This is a genomic window from Streptomyces sp. NPDC057694, from assembly GCF_042799415.1.
In the GTDB taxonomy this organism is placed as follows: Bacteria; Actinomycetota; Actinomycetes; order Streptomycetales; family Streptomycetaceae; genus Streptomyces.
Genome location: NZ_JBHVIX010000002.1, coordinates 181,051 through 199,029 on the forward strand (window position 1 = coordinate 181,051; position 17,979 = coordinate 199,029).

A 17,979-nucleotide genomic window follows, 5' to 3' on the forward strand; every position below is an offset into this window, starting at 1 on the left:
TAGGGGTGGAAGGGGGGGTTACAAAAAGAAGGGGTTGAGAACCGAGGAAGGGGGGTGATCCCGCAGGGGGGTGCCCCCCCCCAAGGAGGCGGGCGGCGGCCCCCCCACCCCGTGCCGGGTGGGGTGCCTCTGGCCCTCACCCCTCGCCGGTCGCCCCGGCGTCCAGATCGGCGACGAGCCGCTGAGCGATGTCCCGGGTCACCCGGGCGATGTCGGCGTCCGAAGCGTCCAGATCGTGCGCGGCCAGCAACACGATGTTGGCGCTGAGCAGCGCGGAGCGCAGGCGCAGCACCGCGTCGGCCGGAGCGTCCGGGCCGAGGACGACCGCGCACAGTTCTGCCAGCCGCTCGAAGGCACTTCCCCCTTCGTCCGGCCGCAGATCGCGCATGACCCGCTGGTTGGCGAGCGCGAAGCGCATGACGGACCGGCCCTCGCCCGTCATCAGCGCGACCATCCGGTCGACCACGGCCATACGCAGTTCAGGGCCTTGGGGCTGTTCGCGCGCCCAGTCCACCAACGCGTCGAGCGCCGTCAGGTGATCGCTGAACAGCGATCGGACGATGTCGTCCTTGCTGTTGAAGTGGTAGTAGAGGGCGGCCTTGGTGATCCCGAGGCGTTCGGCGATCTCCCGCAGCGACGTCGCTTCATAGCCCTGCCGGGTGAAGAGCTCCAGAGCGACCTCGCGGATCTCGGCCCGCGTGTCGCTGCCCCGGCGTCGCCCTGGGGTGGTCATGAACGTGGAGTCCCTTCGTCACGGAACGCCGCACACACGAACGCTCCGTCAGTGATCGTGTCCGTGATCCAGCTCGTTGCCAACTTACCGTGCGGCAAGTAAGCTACCGACCGGCCGGTAAGTAAGTAAGTAAGTAAGTGAGCGTCGACGCGCTCCCCACACCCGAAGTCGGCGAGAGCGTCCGTTCTCGTACGGCAGGCCGCGGCACAGCCCGCTGCCCATCGGCCTCCACCTCTGTGACGTACACGGGGCACCTCCGTGCGCCCCGTTCCCGACCGAAAGGCATTCGCCGTGACGCAGACCGCGCCGGCCCCGGCCGAGGCGGAAGCTCCGCCCCGCCTGTCGCACCGCGAGATCCTGGTGACCATGAGCGGCCTGGTCATCGCCATGCTGCTCGCCATGCTCGACAACATGATCGTGGCGCCCGCGCTGCCGACGATCGTGGGCGACCTCGGGGGCCTGGAGCACCTGGCCTGGGTGACCACCGGCTATGTGCTCGCCTCCACCGTCTCCACCCCCATCTGGGGCAAGCTCGGCGACCTGCTCGGCCGCCGGATCACCTTCCTGTCCTCCATCGCGATCTTCCTGCTCGGCTCCGTGCTGTGCGGTATGGCACAGAACATGGGCGAGCTGGTCGCCTTCCGCGCGGTGCAGGGCCTGGGCGCGGGCGGTCTGATGGTGGGCGTCATGGCGGTCCTGGCCGACATCGTGCCGCCCCGGGACCGCAGCAAGTACCAGGGCGTCATGATGGCGGTCATGCCCGTCGCCATGATCGGCGGCCCGCTGGTCGGCGGCTTCATCACCGACCACCTCAGCTGGCGCTGGGCGTTCTACGTCAACCTGCCCCTGGGCATCGTCGCGCTCCTGGTCTGCTGGTTCACCCTGGCGAAGCTGCCGCGCGGCACGGGCCGGGTGCGCATCGACTGGCTGGGCACGGCGCTGCTGACCATATGGATCACCGCCCTCGTGCTGATCACGACGTGGGGCGGCAGCGAGTACGACTGGACGTCCGGGGTGATCCTCGGGCTGTCGGCTCTCACCGTGGCGGCCTTCGTCGGCTTCGTCATGGTCGAGCGGCGGGTCGCCGAGCCGATCATGCCGCTGTCCGTCTTCGCGAACCGCAACTTCACCCTGGCGGGCGCGCTCAGCTTCGTCGTCGGCTTCGCGATGTTCGGCGGCATCACGCTGCTGCCGCAGTTCCAGCAGTACGTCCAGGGTTCCTCCGCGACCAACAGTGGTCTGCTGCTGATGCCCATGATGATCGCCGCCATGGTCCTCTCGCTGGCGGGCGGTGCGCTCACCTCCAAGACCGGGCACTACAAGTCGCTGCCCATCGTCGGCAGCATCACGATGACCGTCGGCCTGGGCCTGTTCGCCACGATGGGCACCGGCACCACCCGCTTCACCACCGGCGTCTACATGGTCGTCCTCGGCATCGGCATGGGCTGCCTGATGCAGACCACAATGCTGATCGCGCAGAACAGCGCCCCCATCAAGGACATGGGCGCCGCCACCGGTGCCGCCACCTTCCTGCGCAACATGGGCGGTTCGCTCGGCGTCTCCCTGCTGAGCACCCTCTACACGACCACGCTGACCGATACGTTCGCCGACAACGCCGGTTCGGCCGCGTCCGGGACCGGTGGCTCCATCGCGAGCATGACCCCGGGCATGCTGCACCAACTGCCCGCCTCCGTCCAGCACGCCTTCCAGGACGGGGTGAGCGACGGCATCGGTTCGGCGTTCACCTGGGGCGCGGCCGTCGCGGTCGTCGGCATCGTGATCGCGTTCTTCATCCGCCAGGTGCCGCTGCGCGGCTTCGCGGGCGCGGAGGAAACTCCGGCGCCGACCGCCCCGGCCGGTGACATCACCGCCGTGGGTGCGCAGAGCATCGCCGGCGCGCAGGACTCCGCGCCCGGGGGATCCGGTCCGGGCACTCGCACCACGGACTGACCCGGCCACCCGTCGCCGGACGACGAACATCCGGCAGGCCCCTTTCGCTCCGGCACTCGGAGTGAAAGGGGCCTGCCGTTCTTGGCGTCGCGGGATCCCTCACAAGTGCCGTGCGGCGAAGAACTTCCACATGATGGAGGTCATGTTCGGGCCCAGCGGATCCGCGTAGGGACCCGAGCCGCCGCCGGGCCACTTGTGGGCCAGACCTTCCACGTCGTACTTCTCGATCAGCGCTGCCCCACCGTCGCGTGCCGTGTACCGGGTGCGGGTGTAGGGACGCTCCCCCGGCGCGCGCACGTACTCGGTGGCATCGGGCACGTCGTCCACGTCCCCGTCGAGCGTGCCGTCCGGGGCCAGGTCGTCGACGGCGGCCCACTGCGAGGCCAGCCGGTCGGCCATCCACGGCGGCACGGTCGTGTCGGCGCTCCCCTGCTCGATCAGCAACGGAACCTGCCGGGCCCGCGCTCCCATCTCGGCATGGGCCAGCTTCGCGGTGTCGAGGGGACTGACCGCGTCCGGGTCGGGCTGGACCTTGTCGAAGGCGTACTCGCCGCCGGCCAGGGAGGCCGCCGAGGCGTACACGTCCGGGTAGGTCACCGCCATGATGACCGCGAGACCGGCGCCGGAGGAGGCTCCGGCGACGTGCACCTGCGTGGCGTCGGCGTGGTATTTCTTCACGACGTCCCGGGTGACTCCCGCGATCAGGGACGGCTCACCTTTGTCCCGGTGCTGGTGCGCGGGCTGGACCGCGTTCCAGCACCGGAGCAGATTGCGCAGCGGATCCTGTGACGGATAGACGACGATGAACCCCTCGGCGTCGGCCACCTTGTTGAACCCGGTCAGGTCCTTCATCGAGTTGTCGGCGAAGCCGGTCATGCCGCAGCCGTGCAGCGCGACCACCACCGGCAGCCTCTTCCCCGGCTCGTACGCGGGCGGCAGGTGCACCTCGTAGTCCACCTTGCCCGCGGTGTTGATGTACGTGCCCCGGTCGTCCTGCCCTGCCGCGGCGACGGCCCTGTCCGTCAGGAACGTCAACGCCAAGCCCATCGTCGCGGCGATGACGACCGCGCGCCGGAATCTCCCTCGCATCACAGACCTCCCGTGGATGTGATCGGATCCCGCACATCGTGGGTGCCACGCTCCGCCGGCGGCCAGGGGCAGTAGCCCAACCGTGGCGTGCGGATCATGGGCGGATTCACAACGCCCGGGGACACCGTGCGCAAGGTCGGGTCAGCGCGGGACGCGTGCCGCCCGCAGGGCCAGTGCCCAGCCCAGACGTGCCTCGCCCGACTCGATGGACCAGCCGGTGATCTCGGAGATCCGCTCCAGTCGGTTCAGGATGGTGTTGCGGTGGCAGTACAGACGTTCCGCGGTGCGCGGGGCCGAACAGCCCGTCGCCAGCCACGTCGCAAGCGTGTCCATCAGCAGCACGGCGTCCGGCCCGCACTCGGGGACCCCTCCCAGGTAACGGGCGAGGATGCGGTCGGCCATCTCGGAGTCGTGCCTGAGCATCGCCTCGACCAGGCGTTCGTCGAGTTCCGCGACCTCACCGCTCTGGGGGGACAACGTGCTCAGCGCGCGTTCCGCCAGGCGCAGTCCGGTGTCCGCCTCGGCGAGGCTCTGGAAGGGAGGTGACATGCCGACAGATCCCAGTCGTGCGTCACGCAGCACTCCCGCCAGCTTCGCCGACTCGAACGCCGCCAGCCGTACGAGCCCCGTGCTGCGTTCCGCTCGTGTACGCCAGAACGACCACAAGTCCGCTTCCTTCAGGACGGGTTCGACAGTGGCGGGGTCGGCGGGATTCTGCTCCATCACCACGATCACGTAGCAGTCGGAGACCGGGATCCCGAGGGCGGCGGACGCCGCCGCGGCCACGGCGGGGTCGCTGCCCCGCCCCTCCAAGAGGGCTTCGAAGAAGGCGCCGCGGCGGGATTCCTGGCGGTGCTGGAGTTCGAGCTGGGCCAGTCGATAGGCGTCCGACATCACGGTCGAGAACCGGTCGATGGTCTCCCACAGCGCCCCGGCGACCTCGAGTGTGAGGTCCTGCTCGCTCGCCGGGCGGCCCCTGAGCGGTTCCGTCATGGCCTGCCACAGGACGCGGCCACCGCGCCGGTACGCCATCAGCACGGTGTCCAGCGGCATCCCCTGTCCGGCTCGCCGCCGCCCGGTCTCGGTGGCGGCGGCCGTGAAGTCGTCGGCGCCCGCGGGCATCCGGCCGAAGTCCTTGACGACGAGGACGAGGTTGTCGCGGCAGATCGCGTGCAGGTCGGCGCGGGTGACCGGGCGCCCGGAGGCGTAGAGAGCGCTGTGGGCGCAGATGTCGGACACCAGCCGCCCGGTGATGCTGTCGATGTCGTCCAGCAGGGAGGTCGCCAGGTGGCGGCGCAGCCGGGCCTCGTCCTGTGCCATACGCACCCCTTAAGGATCACTGTCGAACGGTGAGCGTCAGTATCCACGCCTGCGAACGCGCGCCTGCGGCGGATTGTGCCGATGCAGGACCTGCTCGCTCACGGGGAGGGGCGGCCGGGAGCGGCACGCGTCCGACGCGCGGCTGCGACGTTCCCCCCTTATGCGGCGAGGTAGTCGTGCACCGGCTCCATCGGAGCCAGGGTCAGGTCCGTGACGATGTGGCTGGCGGAGACGACCTCCAGGACCGGCAGGTCCGCGAGCGGCGCCATGACGTGGGCGGACAGCTGGAGGCGGGCCGGGCCCTGGTAGGCGGCCTTGACCGTGACGTCGGTGATGCGGGTGCGCACGAGGCGGCAGGACTGGAGCTGCCAGTCGAGGCTCGGGACGATCTTGACGTCGAAGGTCGGCACCGTGATCTGCTCGCGGGCCAGGTCCGGGTCCAGGGGCTCCCACTTGTACGGCATCGTGGCGGTGGCCACCCGCTGGGTCCCGTAGTCCAGGGTGCCGACGAGGGCGCCGTGATCGGCGAACAGGGCCGGGGAGCCGATCGTCTTCGGATACGCACTCAGCTCGCGGCCGGCAGCGGTGGCTCCGAAGTTGTCCAGGTGCATGGCGTGCAGGTACTCCCCGCGCTCGTCGCCGAGGCGCACGGGGACGACCTGGCCGCACTCCAGGTAGGGGCCGTATCCCTCGACGTCGCCCATCTTCATGACCTCGAAGCGCACCAGGGGTTCGTCGATCTCGAGCGGTTCGGGGACGACGGCGCGCAGCGCTTCGGCGTCGGTCCGGTACAGGACGTTGAAGTACTCGCGGTCCGTGAAGCGGGTGGCGCGGGGCGGATAGACGGGGGTGGTCAGCGGGGTGGTGACGTGGCGGCGGACCTCTTCGGCGCGCATGGGCGGTCTCCTGTGCGACTCGTCGTGCTGTCGGCATCGGCATGGGTGTGCCGACACCACATGCGATACAGTCTGTATCGGATACACCATGTATCCGATAGGCGGTCGTCCGCAAATCCGGGCCCACAGGCTCCGCGGCGTCGCCCCCGCACCACTGGAAGAAGATCGTCATGTCCTTCACCCTCCCCACCGAGACGGCGTCCCGCCCGGTCACCGTCATCGGCGCCGGCACCCTCGGGCGCCGCATCGCCCTGATGTTCGCGACCCGCGGCGGCTCGGTCCGCGTGTACGACCCGGTACAGCAGGCCGGGCAGGCGGCGTGCGCTTACGTCGAGGAGCACGTGGCCGAGGTCGCCGCGGGCATCGAGGGCGGCACGCCCGGCACCGTGTCGACCACCACCGACCTCGCCGAGGCGCTGGCCGGTGCGTGGCTGGTCGTGGAGGCGATCCCCGAGCGTCTGGACCTGAAGAAGCAGATCTTCGCCGACCTGGACAAGGCCGCGGACGCCGACGCGATCCTGGCCAGCAATTCCTCGTCGTATCCCACGAGCGCGTTCATCGACCACGTCACGCACCCCGAGCGTGTGCTCAACATGCACTTCTACATGCCGCCCGCGCAGAGCGCCGTCGACCTGATGTCGAGCGGCCGCACCGACCGGGCCGTGCTCGACCTGCTCCTGCGCGAGCTGCCGCACTACGGCGTCTTCCCCTTCGAGGCGCGCCGCGAGAGCACCGGCTTCATCTTCAACCGCGTGTGGGCGGCCATCAAGCGTGAGGCCCTGTGCGTGGTCGCCGAGGGCGTCTCGACCCCGCAGGACGTCGACGCGATGTGGATGATCAACATGGGCGGTGTCGCCGGCCCGTTCCGCACCATGGACCAGGTCGGTCTGGATGTCGTCCTGGACATCGAGAACCACTACGCGGCCGAGAACCCGAACCTGCCCACCGGCCCCCGTGAACTGCTGCGCGGCTACGTGGACGCCGGGCACCTCGGCGTGAAGAGCGGGCGCGGCTTCTACGACGACTACGGCCGCGCGAGCTGATCGTGGCGGGGTCCCGGGCGCGACCGGCGGTCACTTAGGCTGGCTGGACACCACGCCCCGCCTGCGAAGTCTCCACGAAAGAGCCCCGACGTGCCGAAGTCACCGACCAAACGCCGGCCTCTGACCCGTGCCGCCCTCTCGGAGAGCGCCTGGTCCCTGTTCCGGGAGAAGGGGTTCCACGCCACCACCATCAGCGACATCGTCGAACGGGCGGGGCTGACCCGGGGCGCCTTCTACTCCAACTACCGGGACAAGGAGGAGCTGTTCCTCGCCCTGTACGACGAGCACACCGACCGGCTGCTGTCCGGCCTGGAGGCCTCGGGCGCCGAAGCGGCCTCGGACAAGGATCCGATCGCTCAGCTCGGCGAACGCATCGCGGGACGTACCGCCCAAGAACGCCAATGGTTCCTGGTCTCCATGGAGTTCACCCTGCACGCGGCGCGCAACCCTGCCGTCGCCGAGCAATTGGCCGTCCACGAGGACCGTCTCGCCCAGGGGCTGACCGGGGTGCTCGCCTCGGCGCTCGACGGCGCCGGAGCCGAGCCCTCGCTCCCGGCGGACGAACTCGCGCGTCTGCTCATCGCCCTGTTCGAAGGGGTCACCGCCCACCAGGTCATCCACGGCAACACCCGCCTCACGGAGAACTTCACCCCCCTGCTGCTGCGCACCCTCACCGCGCCCACCGATCCCGCGCCCTGATCTGTGCAGGCCTCGGTCCACTCCACTCCGCAACACAGACTTGGAGGTCTCCCCTGCCTGCGCTCATCAGCCTGCTCGTCCCGCAACTCTGGGCCAGCACTCTCGCGAGCCGTCGACGACAGTGGATGGCGCAGGCCGTGAAAACGGCAGCACCAAGGGTGAGGGCGTGGTCGGTGCGGATATCGGGTGTGGTCGGGGCTTCGTTCGGGGGTAGTTGGGCGGCATGAGGCGATACAGGGTCGTGGCGGGGCCGGTGCTGGGATTCGTTGTGATGACGTTGCTCTGGCACTTCATGTCGGACGATTCATGGCTGGCATCGGTGGTCGCAGCCGCGGTGTGGGCGGTGCTGTGGTCGGCGATCTTCTTCTGGTGGGTACGGCGGGCGGATCAGCGGTAGAGGGTGCGCTCTTGCCCACCGGATGGTGAGCAGGAGCGCGGAGGCGACCGGCCGGACGATGACCGTGACGCCGAGGGCTAGCATCAGACAGTCCTACGCTCTTGAGTGCATCCGGTGAGTTCGCGACGCTGGGACGGCGCAGGTGGGGCAGGGATGGTTTTCAGGCTGACTGCCCTTGATGGCCCAGGAAGCTGATCCCTCTGTCCTGCCACTTCTTCCCAACTGCTGATCGGGCTCTGCGAACCAGCGCACGTGCTCGGGATACTGACCGGGCGCACACGATGAGGGATGCTTTGGCCATGAGTGCAGAATCCGAGCGGTTGGCGAAAGCTCTGATCGAGTTCCGGGAAGCCGAGGGCATCTCAGCGAGGGACCTCGCCCGTCGCACCGAGTTGAGCGAGGCGACCATCAGGCTCTACGAGAGTGATCGTGGGCAGACTCCCGTTCCCATCGTGGCCCGCCGATTCGAAGAGGTTCTCGGCTGGGAACCGGGCAGCGTTCCGAGTGCCGAGCCCGAGCCACTGGACGGTGATCGCCCGTCAGACTCACGCTCCGTGGACGGGTAGGGCGAGCGGGCACGTGTGGACATCTGTGATGAATTGCAGCGTCTGTTGAGCAGCGGTGTCATGGTTCAGTGCGGCAGCTAGGCCAACGCGCATGAGGCCGCAACGGCGGCAGTCCCGTCGTTCGGTTCCTTGCCGCCTTCACATGACCTTCGGCGTGTTCTACAGACCGTCCAGTCGCCTGGTCACTGTGTCGAGTGTCGGCCAAGGAGGCCCCACGCGCAGCAAGCGCAGGAATTCCTCTCCGAATCGCCTTCCATTCGGAAACTGGTCGCCGAGTTCCCACCGCCACGCGGCGACCATCGCGATAACGAGCTGCCGGCAGTCGTCCAGTAACCCTTGGTCAATGCTTGGGTAGTGCGCGCAGACCGCCTCGGGAACATGGGCGAGATCGAACTCGACCGGTCCGCGGCAGCACGTCTCAAGGTCGATGAACAGGGGGCCGTTCTTCGTGTTGAGCACGTTTCCTGGATGTGGCTCGCCGTGGAGCAGCTGCTCCACGGCACCGCGGTCGGTAATCGCTCGTCGCAGACTTGCCAGCCTGCCGCTGAGGAACATGCGGTCCGCGTCGGTGAGTTCCGGCGAGCGATCCGGGTCGGCGACGACTTCTTCCGCCTCCGTGATCCGGTCCGTGAACCTCGGGCTCGGCACATCGATCTCGCGCATGCCGACGTGCAACTGCTCCAGCGCCTGGGCGTAGTCGACTGGTGAGGTGTGAGGTGTCACGGGCTCGCAGTAGGTCCACAGCGTCACTGCGAACTGATCGCGCGTGTAGACACGTGGGTTCTCCACCCGAGGCTCCAAGGGACACACCGGGCATCCGACCTCGGTGAGCCGCTGAGCGAGATCAACTTCGAACTGTGCAACTTCTTGTCCCACAGGGGCGACCCGGGCAAAGACGTCGCAGGGCATCAACCGCAGTGCCAGCTTGTTCGAGTTGTGGAGAACGTCTGCATCATTGGCCGACAGGTCGAGCGAGGCGGCGACCGACGTCGCAGCCACGATCGCACGCGTGACGTCGATCATATCCACCCTCGGATCTTGGCATGGATGAGCGATGCACTTGGCCCGTTCGGCCGACCACACCGCTCAGCAGTGCCGGGTGACGACCTACGACAAAGCTGTGATCTCGGCTTTCTCCAGCCAGTCGGTGTACCAGCGGGCGAACGTCACCGGCATGCCGTCGTCGTCGAGGAGTGGGGCGAGGTCGACGTCGTCCGCCCGGCAATCGGACCAGACCGTGCCGCGGTGGCTGCCGCTGATGATCAGCCACTCTCTTTGGGCACAGCCCAGATGGGAGATCACGATCGCGCCGGCGGTGCGCTCCGGTGCAAACATGACCGTCTCCCACCGCTCGTCCCACGCTTCGATGGCATCGTCGAAGTCCTCGATGTCGTCGAAGTCCTCTTCCTCGGGACGTTGGGCAAGAACATCGTTGACCAGCCCCGGGTCCGGGCCCTGGTCGGGAAACGGCTCGGCAAGCCTCGTCAGGTCGGCCAGGTCCGCGCCGTCGCCCTCCCATCGCCAACGGCCCTGCACGCGCCGAACCGGGAACAGGCCGTACGCGGGGCCGGCGCCACCCGCGCCCACCTCGAGCAGGAAGGCCCGGTACTCCTCCGGCAGCCGCACACCCATCTGGGCCTCAAGTTCGGCAAGCTCGCCTTGGGTGAGCGGATCCTCCACGACCCACTTGTGTCCCAGTGCACCGAAAACCTCGTCGGCAGCAGTGCCTGAACCGGCTCCCTCAACTCGTCGACGTACGCCCGCCCACCGCTGATCAGTCATGCGCAGACCGTACGTGCCGCCACTGACACCCGGGGAGCGGAGCCCACTGCTGTACGGCGGGAACAGTCCGGTCAGCAGACGGTCAACGACTCCGCAGGGCCAGCGTGCATCTGTCAGGACGGCAGGTGCGGAACCTGCACAGGCCCAATGGCCTCCAGCGGCACATCGGGGGCCTCGTCCCAGCGCCAGGCGGTGCCGCTCTCAGCCCTTCCTGATGGCCTCGCCCACCTGGGCCGGCGAGGTGCGCCAGGGGGCACCGTGGCCGGGAAGCACCCAGGACGCCTGCAGACCGGCGATCTTGTCGAGGGAGTCGAGTGCTTCGGCCGGGTCGTCGGTGAAGGGCGCCGGCTGTGGTCCGACGCGGCCGGTGAGGACGTGGCGGGTGGTCAGGGCGTCACCGACGAAGACCGCGTCGGCGAGGGGGACATGTACGGCCACGCTGCCCGGGGAGTGTCCCGGCATGCCCACGATCGCCGGCTTGCCGGGCAGGTCCAGGACGTCGCCGTCGTGGACCTCGGTGACCTCACGGAGGTAGCGGGTCCGCCAGCCGTTCTTGCTCAGCAGCGAGTAGCCGAAGAACCGCAGCGTGGGTCCCAGCCGCATGGGGCCGGCCGGGGTCTTGGGCTTCTTGCCGGTGCGGGCCCGGACGGCGTCGGCGGCATGGACGTACACCGGAACGCCGTGCTCGCTGCGGAGGCGCTCGGCGAACCCGATGTGGTCGGAGTCGCCGTGGGTCAGCACCAGTCCGCGGATGTCGTCAGCGGACTTGCCCAGGGAGCCCAGTTCACGTTGCAGATCCCGCCAATGGCCCGGCAGGCCCGCGTCGATGAGGGTGATGCCATCGGGGGTGTCGATGAGATAGCACGCCACCACGTCGTTTCCGAAGCGGTGCAGATGAGGTGCGAGTTTCATGGAGCCTCTCCTGGATGAAGCCTGCGACCTTGGATGGCAAACAATGTAACGGCGATCCCGGCGAAGGCCCGGAAGTGCTCGACTTTGCGCTCGTAGCGGCGGGCAGGCGGAGCATGTCCTGACCTTCTCCGTGATCGCCGACGCCCTGATCTGCTACCGCAGTCTTGCCGGGCAGACGGTCCACCAGTTCTCTGCATCCCGTTGCAGCAAGCCGCCCTGCGGACAAGCATGGCCGCCATGGACCGACCGAGGCAGATCATCGAGTGCGGAGACTTCGTCCTGCGATGCTGGCGGGGGCAGAGCGACTTCGCTTCGGCATTCACGTTGATCGAGGAGTCTCTGGATCACCTGCGCCCCTGGGAGTCGTGGGTCGCCCATCACAGTGCGAAGAACACCCGAGAGATCCTCGCCACCTCCGAGTCGAAATGGGCAAGCGGTGACGTGTACAACTACGCCATCGCCAAAGACGGCACTCTCGTCGGCATGTGTCAGGCCTACCGCGGGGCCGAACCTCAGGGCCGGCGCATCGGATACTGGCTGCACCCCGCCACCACCGGCCAAGGCATCGCCACCAGAGCAACGGCAGCCATCGTCACCGAGATGTTCACGCTGCCGGACGTGGAGTACCTGGAAATCACGCACGACCTGTCCAACACCTCCAGCGCCGCGATACCACGCCGGTTGGGCTTCACCGAATTCCTGCGTGAACAGGCAACGCCGCCCGCAGCTCCCTCAGGCAGTGGGATCAACGTGGTCTGGCGGCTGAACCGCCCTACGCAGCCCAACAACGGCACTCCCTGCCCCTGGACACCCGAACCCACCGAGCTCAGCTCCTGCCCCTTCGGCACCAAACGAGACGACCTCTGACGACCCCTACGGAGATCCGCTCCATAGGATCTTGAGCCCAGCCACGAATGTCGGAGGGCAACGATGGAAGAACCGCTGATACGCCTCGGCAGCCATGACGTATGGCTGCAACTCGCCCGGACCGGGGACGACAGCTGGCAGGTCACCGCAGATTGGTGCTCGCGGTTGACCGCTGACTTCACCGCAGATCTCTGCGCTGCGGAGGTCGTGGACTTCGCGGCCCGCATGCTCTCCCACCTGCATGCGCCGTCGGGCGGACGCTTTTCGGCGGCTGTAACTCCCGGCCGGAACAATCCGCTGACGTTGAAGGCCGAGCCCGTCGGGGACGGTTTCGCTTTTTTCGTGCGTCTGACTCCCCACGGCGACGACGCCATATGTCATTTGCAGATGGAGATCGATCCGATCGCCTCGCTGGAACTTCGTGAGACATTCAGCGCGCTGCACGCGGCATTGTCGGTCTGACTCTCCCTCCTCCGTCCTCCCCCGTCCTCGCCGTGGAGGCCACCGCGCGGCCCTACATACAGCGGCATGATCCGGTTGCTCGATGCCGTCGCCCTTGGCCGGTGCACGGGCGGCGATCTCGTTGCGGCGTGTTCAACTGCCCGGCCGTCCCAGTGCGATGGAACGGGCCGTCATGACCACACTTGAGGTGCTCCCCTTTCGGATCTTGCATGGTGACCGACATGAACACCGAAACCTGCGATCCGGCCGAGATAGCGGCCCTCCGCGAGATCTTCGCGTCCCGTGCCGAGGCGGTCCCGCCGGCCGGTTGGGAGGCGGTGCGCTCCTTCGAAACGGAGCACGGCGTCGTGCTCCCGGAGCCGTACCGCACACTCGTGGCGGACATCTGTGACGGACTGCCCGCGGGACCGCCCCACTACGGTCTGCTGCCGTTCGCGCAAACGCCCCCGGACTGGGGCTCACACCGCCCCGAACGCCTACTCGCGGAACCTTTTCCTCTCACGGCACCGTGGTTGTGGGAGGAGGACGAGGACGCGCAGTCACTGTCGGAGGAGGAACTCGAGGCCCAAGCGGACTGCGTGACCGACCACGGCTCGCTGCTGTTGGGCACTGACGGCTGCGGCATGTACTGGCATCTGATCATTACCGGCCCGCAGCGCGGCCACGTCTGGCTGATCGACGAGAACGGCGCGGTGCCCTTCGGTACCCGGCCGGACACCTCCCTGATGCCCGGCACGCCCGGTTTCACCGGGTGGGTGACCCACTGGGCAGAGGGCCGCTCCTGGTTCACGGATGCCCAGGGAGACCAATGAGAAGGTGGCCCCAGGGGTGGCGCGCGCAGTGCCAGGCAGGAGTACGGGGCTCGGCGCCTACGACGTGTTGAACAACAGGAACGTGGACGTGCCGCGGCTGCGGCAGGCGCTGGCAAACCTGCCCGAGCCGCAGGACACCGACAGGCTTCTCGTGCGGACGCGCATCCTTTGCGGATCCAATGAAGTGATGGTCGGGATCGTGCCGTGAGGTTGCAGTTCTCCTGGACAGTCCGGGCAGCAGGAGGAGTTGAAGGTCCAGGTCCATCTGTTGAGAGAGAGCCTGGCCCGACTCGGTGGCGGCGGTTACGTTCAGACGATGCGTATCTTGCATCTCTCTGACCTTCATCTCGACGAGGCGGGTGCCCCGGATGCCGATGGGGCCGACGGCACTGCGGCACTGCGTCTTCTGCTGGAGGAACTCCGATACCTGGACGACCTCGAAGTCGTCCTCGTCACCGGTGACGTTGCTGATGACGGCTCCCTGAAGGCATACGCACGGGTGCACGAGCTCCTGTCCGAATACGCCGGTCGGCGAGGCGCACAGATCGTCTACACGACGGGCAACCACGACGATCGCCGCGCGTTCCGCGATGTGCTCGGCAGTGGCCATGGGCAGCCCGAGGCCGTGTACGAGGGAGCGGCTGGCGAGCGGGCGGCAGTAACTACCGTGGGTGGATGGCGCTTGATCACGCTGGACACACTCGTGCCGGGCAAGGGCTACGGCCGCCTGGATCACGATCAGCTCGACTGGCTGCGAGAACGGCTGGCCGAGCCAGCCCCGTCGGGCACCGTCCTGGCTTTCCACCATCCGCCCGTCGCGCTGGATGTTGAGGTGCAGCAAGCTCTGGGCCTTGAGAACCCTGCGGAGTTGGCGGCGGCGATCCGCGGGACGGACGTCCAACTCATCTTGTGCGGGCATTTCCACCTGCAGATTCTGGCCCGGCTGGAGCAAGCGACGGTCTGGGTGACCCCAGGGGTCGTCAGCCGCATCGACCTGACCGCTCAGCCGGGCACCGAGCGTGCGGTCCACGGGCCTTCGGCGTCACTTGTCCGTCTGGGAGAACCCCATGGGCCGCTGATCCATACCCTTCACGCCCGCGATCCGCGCATGGGCCAGACGGTCTACGAGGCCGACGAAGCGGAGATGCGCGACGTCATCCACCGGCTCGGTCCCGCGCAGCACGGCTGAATCTGCGGGCTGATCTGAACGGCGGCAGTCGTCGTGTGGTTGCGCCGGGCCCTCCTGCCGTGGGACCCAGCCGCCACAGTCCCAGACTCGCCACGAACCCGCAGGTTGATCGTCGCGTCAACCTATCGCCCGCAGCGCGCACGGCCCACCAAAGCCAGGAGGTGGCGGTGGTGTGACTCGGCGGTGACTGAACGATTCAGTTGGCCACAGTGCGCCGGTCCTGCCGGCCCTTCGGGGCGGCAACCTCCTTGGGTTTTGCCGACCTCATGCACGACGCCCTTCCTGAGCAAGCCAGCAAGCCAGCAAGCGCGCCTCGCGACAAAACCTCTTTGAAGCAGCCCGTGTTCGCTCCTAGGTTGACCCACGTGACGATCGAGGTGCCCTACCACCCCCTGCCGATCCACCAATCGGACGTCCGCTACGCCCACGGCCCCGACTCTGCTGTTCAACCCGGCGTGCCCGCTGGCAAGACGATCGAGTTCGCCTGGAACGACAGCACGATCTACCCGGGCACCTCCCGGAAGTTCTGGGTCCATGTGCCGGAGGGTTACAGCCCTGCCGAACCAGCGTCGCTCATCGTGTTCCAGGATGGATGGTGGTATCTGGATCCCGTAGGTGAGGTCCGCGGCGCGACAGTCCTGGACAACCTCATGCACCGGGGTGACATCCCGGTCGTCATCGGCGTGTTCGTCGACCCCGGCATCTTTCCAGACGCCGAGGATCCGAAGAACCGCAACATCGAGTACGACGCCTTCGACGATCGGTACGTCAATTTCCTCCTGAACGAGATCATCCCCCAGGTCAGCAAGCGCTACTCGATCACCGACGACCCCGATCAGTGGGGCATCTGCGGCGGCAGCAGCGGCGGCAACTGCGCGTTCACCGCAGCATGGCTGCGCCCCGACAAGTTCCGCCGGGTCACCGCGTTCCTGTCCAGCTTCACGCAGATGCCGGACGGCAACCCCTACCCCGAACTCATTCCCCGTGTTCCCCCCAAGCCACTGCGCATCTTCCTTCAAGCGGGCCATCGTGACCTGCACTGGAACGAGCCCGAGAGGAACTGGCTCGCCAACAACCTGCGCGTCGCGGCCGTCCTCGCGGAAGCTGGCTACGACTTCCGGCTGGTGCTGGGCGACGGTGGTCACAGCCCCAACCACGGCGGCGTTCTGCTCCCCGATGCCCTCCGGTGGTTGTGGCGGCCGGACGACTGAGTGTCGCCAGATATTGATCAACAACCGATCGAGAACGGCAGACAAGAGCGCGAAGCTCCGGCGGGACACGGGTGATCTCCGCCGAGAACCCGTCACCAGAAGCTCCGTCGTTGCGCAGGAGTGTCCAACTCACCTCTGGCGGCTTCAACTTGGAGGCGACACACTGAGAGGGATAGACGGCTCAACCGGTACATCAGCAAAACCAGCTCTACGCGGCTAAGGGGCCGTCTCAGGTGGTGGATGCGGCTACGCGTTTTCTCGTTGGCCGATGACTCCCGTGCCGGGACAGTTGAGCGTGAGGGCCGGAATGCTGAAGGCCTCTCGCCGACTTGACCTTGGCGACCAACTCTACGGGTGGTGACCGCTCCCCGGATTTGTGACTGCTCGCGTGTTGTCCCACCCACCCGGGGAGCTGATATCAGGTCGTTGGGTGGGTGGTGTGGGCATAAACGCGGATCGGATCGAGGTGCAGTTCATGGGGTCCGAGACAGTCCGCGGCAAGGGTGGCTACGAGCGTTCCGCAGTCACACGCCATGTTTCGGCCCCCGGTCCCCGTCGGCCCGCAGCAACCGTCGTGGATACCCAGCGCTCTGGTCAGATGCAGGTTCGGCACGTCTTCTGGATGAACGATCGCAGAATTCCTGGGGCCGGCGGAAACTGCTCCGGTCAGTGCGGGCGGCATGAGCAGACCGCGGCTCCCGGATGTATTGGGTTCGCGTGCCCACGGTCGCACGAAGGGGGCTCCCCACGGCTCCGGGTCGATGGCGTAAAAGCTCCTGGGCACGGTCGACGGCGCCAGCCGGGTCGCACGGTCGCGGTCTTTGTCGTCTACGCGGGCGTCGGGGACTCCTGAGAGTTCCTCAAGGTCACGAGTGAGCTGAGCACTGCACTTCGCGCAGTAAAAGACCGTCATGTCGGCCGTTTTACCCGACCTCCTTCGTCCGCCGCGACCGCATTCTTACGTCCGTCTGCGCAAGGGGCGTCAGGCTAGGGCCACAATCTCGCCAGAAGAGTAGGGACGTGCTCAGCCGTGTTCGCGGAGAAAGCCGGAACCCCTCTTTTTCCGGGCGCCAAGTAGCCTTGTGTGGCGTCGTTTTGTCCTTGCAATCGCTGACGGACAGCTCGTGCGACCTGATCGAAAGCACCCCGCCTGTCGCCGGACGGCCTGGCCGACCGCAACGGCACCCCGAGTCCGCCCTTGGCGACAGGGCGTACGGCTCCAAGGCCGTACGCCGGGAACTGCGACGCCGCGGGATCCTGCCGGTGCTCTCCCACAGGGCGCCTCGAACTTCCCCACGCATCCGTCTCGTTGGGCCGCATCCTTATCCGCTGGAGACGGTTCCAGAAAGAAGGACCACGAGCACGTTCCGATCTTCTAGTCGTGCCGGTTCACCATTGAGTTGGCGTAGGAAGCGAGATCGTGGACCAGATTCTGCAGGCGCCGCCTTCTGAACGTGGCGAGAAGCGGCACAGAGTGTCGGTAGTTTGCCGACCAGGAGATTTCAGTGCCGCCAGGGGACGCTGCGGTGAGAACCACCGTCCCCTGGTGAGACCCGAGCAGCCCCGCAGCCTGTTCGTAGCCGAACCGCTGATCGGGAACCAGCTCGACGATCCGCTCACGGCAGACAACCCCTCCAAGGCGTCCGCGTACAGTTCGGCGATCACCTGTCCGGACCGGCCGGCCGACTCCTGCGGGCAACTCCATGTCGACCTCGTAGTAGAAGGTCCACGACGGCCAGGACTCTGCGTCGAGGAGCGCCGCGTAAACGACATCGGCAGGCGCGAACGACCGCGAGGTGGCAGTGACAGCGAGAGACGACACGTGGCAAGGTTAAAACACGTTTCTGCCGCCAGGCCCTGCCTGCGCCCTCCCGCAAGCGCGCACCCTCAATCAAGCAACGGGGCAAGCTCTGGCCCCGTCTTCGAGCCAAACCTCAGCATGCTGCCCCGGTGTGAGCGCCTGGCCGTGCCGTGCGCGCGGCAGCTCGACCTCGACGATACGCTTCCCCTCATCCCCCGCGCGATCTGGCACGGGTCCGGCCCGCCAACTG

At 67.5% G+C, this 17,979-nt stretch carries 19 protein-coding genes; 11 read left to right on the forward strand and 8 right to left on the reverse strand.

Annotated features, from left to right (window positions below):
- Window positions 1-136: 136 nt before the first annotated feature.
- Complete coding sequence (locus ACFVDP_RS07630; RefSeq protein ID WP_383484915.1) at window positions 137-733, reverse strand: TetR/AcrR family transcriptional regulator; 597 nt, start codon at window positions 731-733, stop codon at window positions 137-139.
- A gap of 366 nt (window positions 734-1,099) precedes the next feature.
- Between ACFVDP_RS07630 and ACFVDP_RS07635 the strand changes: the two genes are divergently transcribed.
- A complete protein-coding gene (locus ACFVDP_RS07635; RefSeq protein WP_383486028.1) occupies window positions 1,100-2,683 on the forward strand; it encodes an MDR family MFS transporter in 1,584 nt (527 codons plus the stop codon).
- 99 nt (window positions 2,684-2,782) lie between these two features.
- On the opposite strand, the gene ACFVDP_RS07640 is transcribed toward ACFVDP_RS07635, so the two are convergent.
- From ACFVDP_RS07640 to ACFVDP_RS07650, 3 genes are all read right to left on the reverse strand, one after another.
- Window positions 2,783-3,772: an alpha/beta hydrolase family esterase gene (locus ACFVDP_RS07640; RefSeq protein WP_383484918.1), complete on the reverse strand. Its 990-nt coding sequence runs from the start codon at window positions 3,770-3,772 to the stop codon at window positions 2,783-2,785.
- A gap of 141 nt (window positions 3,773-3,913) precedes the next feature.
- Entirely contained in the window at window positions 3,914-5,092 is a 1,179-nt protein-coding gene (locus ACFVDP_RS07645; protein ID WP_383484920.1) for a PucR family transcriptional regulator, read from the reverse strand.
- Between the two features lie 158 nt (window positions 5,093-5,250).
- Window positions 5,251-5,988 (reverse strand): acetoacetate decarboxylase, encoded by a 738-nt coding sequence (locus tag ACFVDP_RS07650; protein WP_383484923.1) that lies wholly within the window; start codon window positions 5,986-5,988, stop codon window positions 5,251-5,253.
- Window positions 5,989-6,158: 170 nt separating this feature from the next.
- Here ACFVDP_RS07650 and ACFVDP_RS07655 point away from each other — a divergent pair, with 170 nt between their 5' ends.
- From ACFVDP_RS07655 to ACFVDP_RS07670, 4 genes are all read left to right on the forward strand, one after another.
- A complete protein-coding gene (locus ACFVDP_RS07655; protein ID WP_383484926.1) occupies window positions 6,159-7,031 on the forward strand; it encodes a 3-hydroxyacyl-CoA dehydrogenase family protein in 873 nt (290 codons plus the stop codon).
- A gap of 90 nt (window positions 7,032-7,121) precedes the next feature.
- Window positions 7,122-7,730, forward strand: a complete 609-nt coding sequence (locus tag ACFVDP_RS07660; protein ID WP_383484929.1) for a TetR/AcrR family transcriptional regulator — start codon at window positions 7,122-7,124, stop codon at window positions 7,728-7,730.
- A gap of 271 nt (window positions 7,731-8,001) precedes the next feature.
- Window positions 8,002-8,127, forward strand: a complete 126-nt coding sequence (locus ACFVDP_RS07665; RefSeq protein WP_383484932.1) for a hypothetical protein — start codon at window positions 8,002-8,004, stop codon at window positions 8,125-8,127.
- Between the two features lie 299 nt (window positions 8,128-8,426).
- Entirely contained in the window at window positions 8,427-8,693 is a 267-nt protein-coding gene (locus ACFVDP_RS07670) for a multiprotein-bridging factor 1 family protein (RefSeq protein WP_383484935.1), read from the forward strand.
- 159 nt (window positions 8,694-8,852) lie between these two features.
- Here the strand turns inward: ACFVDP_RS07670 and ACFVDP_RS07675 are convergent, their stop codons facing one another.
- The 3 genes from ACFVDP_RS07675 to ACFVDP_RS07685 all read right to left on the reverse strand — a co-directional run bounded on the left by ACFVDP_RS07675 (window position 8,853) and on the right by ACFVDP_RS07685 (window position 11,387).
- Window positions 8,853-9,716, reverse strand: a complete 864-nt coding sequence (locus ACFVDP_RS07675) for a phosphotransferase (protein ID WP_383486031.1) — start codon at window positions 9,714-9,716, stop codon at window positions 8,853-8,855.
- A gap of 84 nt (window positions 9,717-9,800) precedes the next feature.
- Window positions 9,801-10,475, reverse strand: coding sequence for an SMI1/KNR4 family protein (locus tag ACFVDP_RS07680; protein ID WP_383484938.1), 675 nt, complete (start codon window positions 10,473-10,475; stop codon window positions 9,801-9,803).
- 201 nt (window positions 10,476-10,676) lie between these two features.
- Window positions 10,677-11,387, reverse strand: a complete 711-nt coding sequence (locus tag ACFVDP_RS07685) for an MBL fold metallo-hydrolase (protein WP_383484941.1) — start codon at window positions 11,385-11,387, stop codon at window positions 10,677-10,679.
- 228 nt (window positions 11,388-11,615) lie between these two features.
- Here ACFVDP_RS07685 and ACFVDP_RS07690 point away from each other — a divergent pair, with 228 nt between their 5' ends.
- The 6 genes from ACFVDP_RS07690 (at window position 11,616) to ACFVDP_RS07715 (ending at window position 15,928) form a co-directional block, all read left to right on the forward strand.
- Complete coding sequence (locus tag ACFVDP_RS07690; RefSeq protein ID WP_383484944.1) at window positions 11,616-12,254, forward strand: GNAT family N-acetyltransferase; 639 nt, start codon at window positions 11,616-11,618, stop codon at window positions 12,252-12,254.
- 63 nt (window positions 12,255-12,317) lie between these two features.
- Window positions 12,318-12,716 carry a hypothetical protein gene (locus ACFVDP_RS07695; RefSeq protein ID WP_383484947.1) on the forward strand — a complete coding sequence of 133 codons (399 nt, stop codon included), beginning with the start codon at window positions 12,318-12,320 and terminating at the stop codon, window positions 12,714-12,716.
- Between the two features lie 209 nt (window positions 12,717-12,925).
- Complete coding sequence (locus tag ACFVDP_RS07700; RefSeq protein WP_383484950.1) at window positions 12,926-13,528, forward strand: SMI1/KNR4 family protein; 603 nt, start codon at window positions 12,926-12,928, stop codon at window positions 13,526-13,528.
- A gap of 16 nt (window positions 13,529-13,544) precedes the next feature.
- Window positions 13,545-13,736, forward strand: coding sequence for a hypothetical protein (locus tag ACFVDP_RS07705; protein WP_383484953.1), 192 nt, complete (start codon window positions 13,545-13,547; stop codon window positions 13,734-13,736).
- A 108-nt stretch (window positions 13,737-13,844) separates the two neighbouring features.
- Window positions 13,845-14,717 carry a metallophosphoesterase family protein gene (locus ACFVDP_RS07710; protein ID WP_383484956.1) on the forward strand — a complete coding sequence of 291 codons (873 nt, stop codon included), beginning with the start codon at window positions 13,845-13,847 and terminating at the stop codon, window positions 14,715-14,717.
- 365 nt (window positions 14,718-15,082) lie between these two features.
- Window positions 15,083-15,928, forward strand: coding sequence for an alpha/beta hydrolase (locus ACFVDP_RS07715; protein ID WP_383484959.1), 846 nt, complete (start codon window positions 15,083-15,085; stop codon window positions 15,926-15,928).
- Between the two features lie 1,375 nt (window positions 15,929-17,303).
- On the opposite strand, the gene ACFVDP_RS07720 is transcribed toward ACFVDP_RS07715, so the two are convergent.
- A complete protein-coding gene (locus ACFVDP_RS07720) occupies window positions 17,304-17,750 on the reverse strand; it encodes an SRPBCC family protein (RefSeq protein ID WP_383484962.1) in 447 nt (148 codons plus the stop codon).
- Window positions 17,751-17,979: the final 229 nt, after the last annotated feature.

What these genes read in the sequence shown, in the direction of transcription:
- ACFVDP_RS07650 (WP_383484923.1), bottom strand. Translation starts at nt 5,988, where the DNA reads ATGCGCGCCGAAGAGGTCCGCCGCCACGTCACCACCCCGCTGACCACC.
- ACFVDP_RS07670 (WP_383484935.1), top strand. Translation starts at nt 8,427, where the DNA reads ATGAGTGCAGAATCCGAGCGGTTGGCGAAAGCTCTGATCGAGTTCCGG.
- ACFVDP_RS07665 (WP_383484932.1), top strand. Translation starts at nt 8,002, where the DNA reads ATGACGTTGCTCTGGCACTTCATGTCGGACGATTCATGGCTGGCATCG.
- ACFVDP_RS07635 (WP_383486028.1), top strand. Translation starts at nt 1,100, where the DNA reads ATGAGCGGCCTGGTCATCGCCATGCTGCTCGCCATGCTCGACAACATG.
- ACFVDP_RS07680 (WP_383484938.1), bottom strand. Translation starts at nt 10,475, where the DNA reads ATGACTGATCAGCGGTGGGCGGGCGTACGTCGACGAGTTGAGGGAGCC.
- ACFVDP_RS07630 (WP_383484915.1), bottom strand. Translation starts at nt 733, where the DNA reads ATGACCACCCCAGGGCGACGCCGGGGCAGCGACACGCGGGCCGAGATC.
- ACFVDP_RS07640 (WP_383484918.1), bottom strand. Translation starts at nt 3,772, where the DNA reads ATGCGAGGGAGATTCCGGCGCGCGGTCGTCATCGCCGCGACGATGGGC.
- ACFVDP_RS07655 (WP_383484926.1), top strand. Translation starts at nt 6,159, where the DNA reads ATGTCCTTCACCCTCCCCACCGAGACGGCGTCCCGCCCGGTCACCGTC.
- ACFVDP_RS07700 (WP_383484950.1), top strand. Translation starts at nt 12,926, where the DNA reads ATGGTGACCGACATGAACACCGAAACCTGCGATCCGGCCGAGATAGCG.
- ACFVDP_RS07710 (WP_383484956.1), top strand. Translation starts at nt 13,845, where the DNA reads ATGCGTATCTTGCATCTCTCTGACCTTCATCTCGACGAGGCGGGTGCC.
- ACFVDP_RS07685 (WP_383484941.1), bottom strand. Translation starts at nt 11,387, where the DNA reads ATGAAACTCGCACCTCATCTGCACCGCTTCGGAAACGACGTGGTGGCG.
- ACFVDP_RS07645 (WP_383484920.1), bottom strand. Translation starts at nt 5,092, where the DNA reads ATGGCACAGGACGAGGCCCGGCTGCGCCGCCACCTGGCGACCTCCCTG.
- ACFVDP_RS07690 (WP_383484944.1), top strand. Translation starts at nt 11,616, where the DNA reads ATGGCCGCCATGGACCGACCGAGGCAGATCATCGAGTGCGGAGACTTC.
- ACFVDP_RS07675 (WP_383486031.1), bottom strand. Translation starts at nt 9,716, where the DNA reads ATGATCGACGTCACGCGTGCGATCGTGGCTGCGACGTCGGTCGCCGCC.
- ACFVDP_RS07695 (WP_383484947.1), top strand. Translation starts at nt 12,318, where the DNA reads ATGGAAGAACCGCTGATACGCCTCGGCAGCCATGACGTATGGCTGCAA.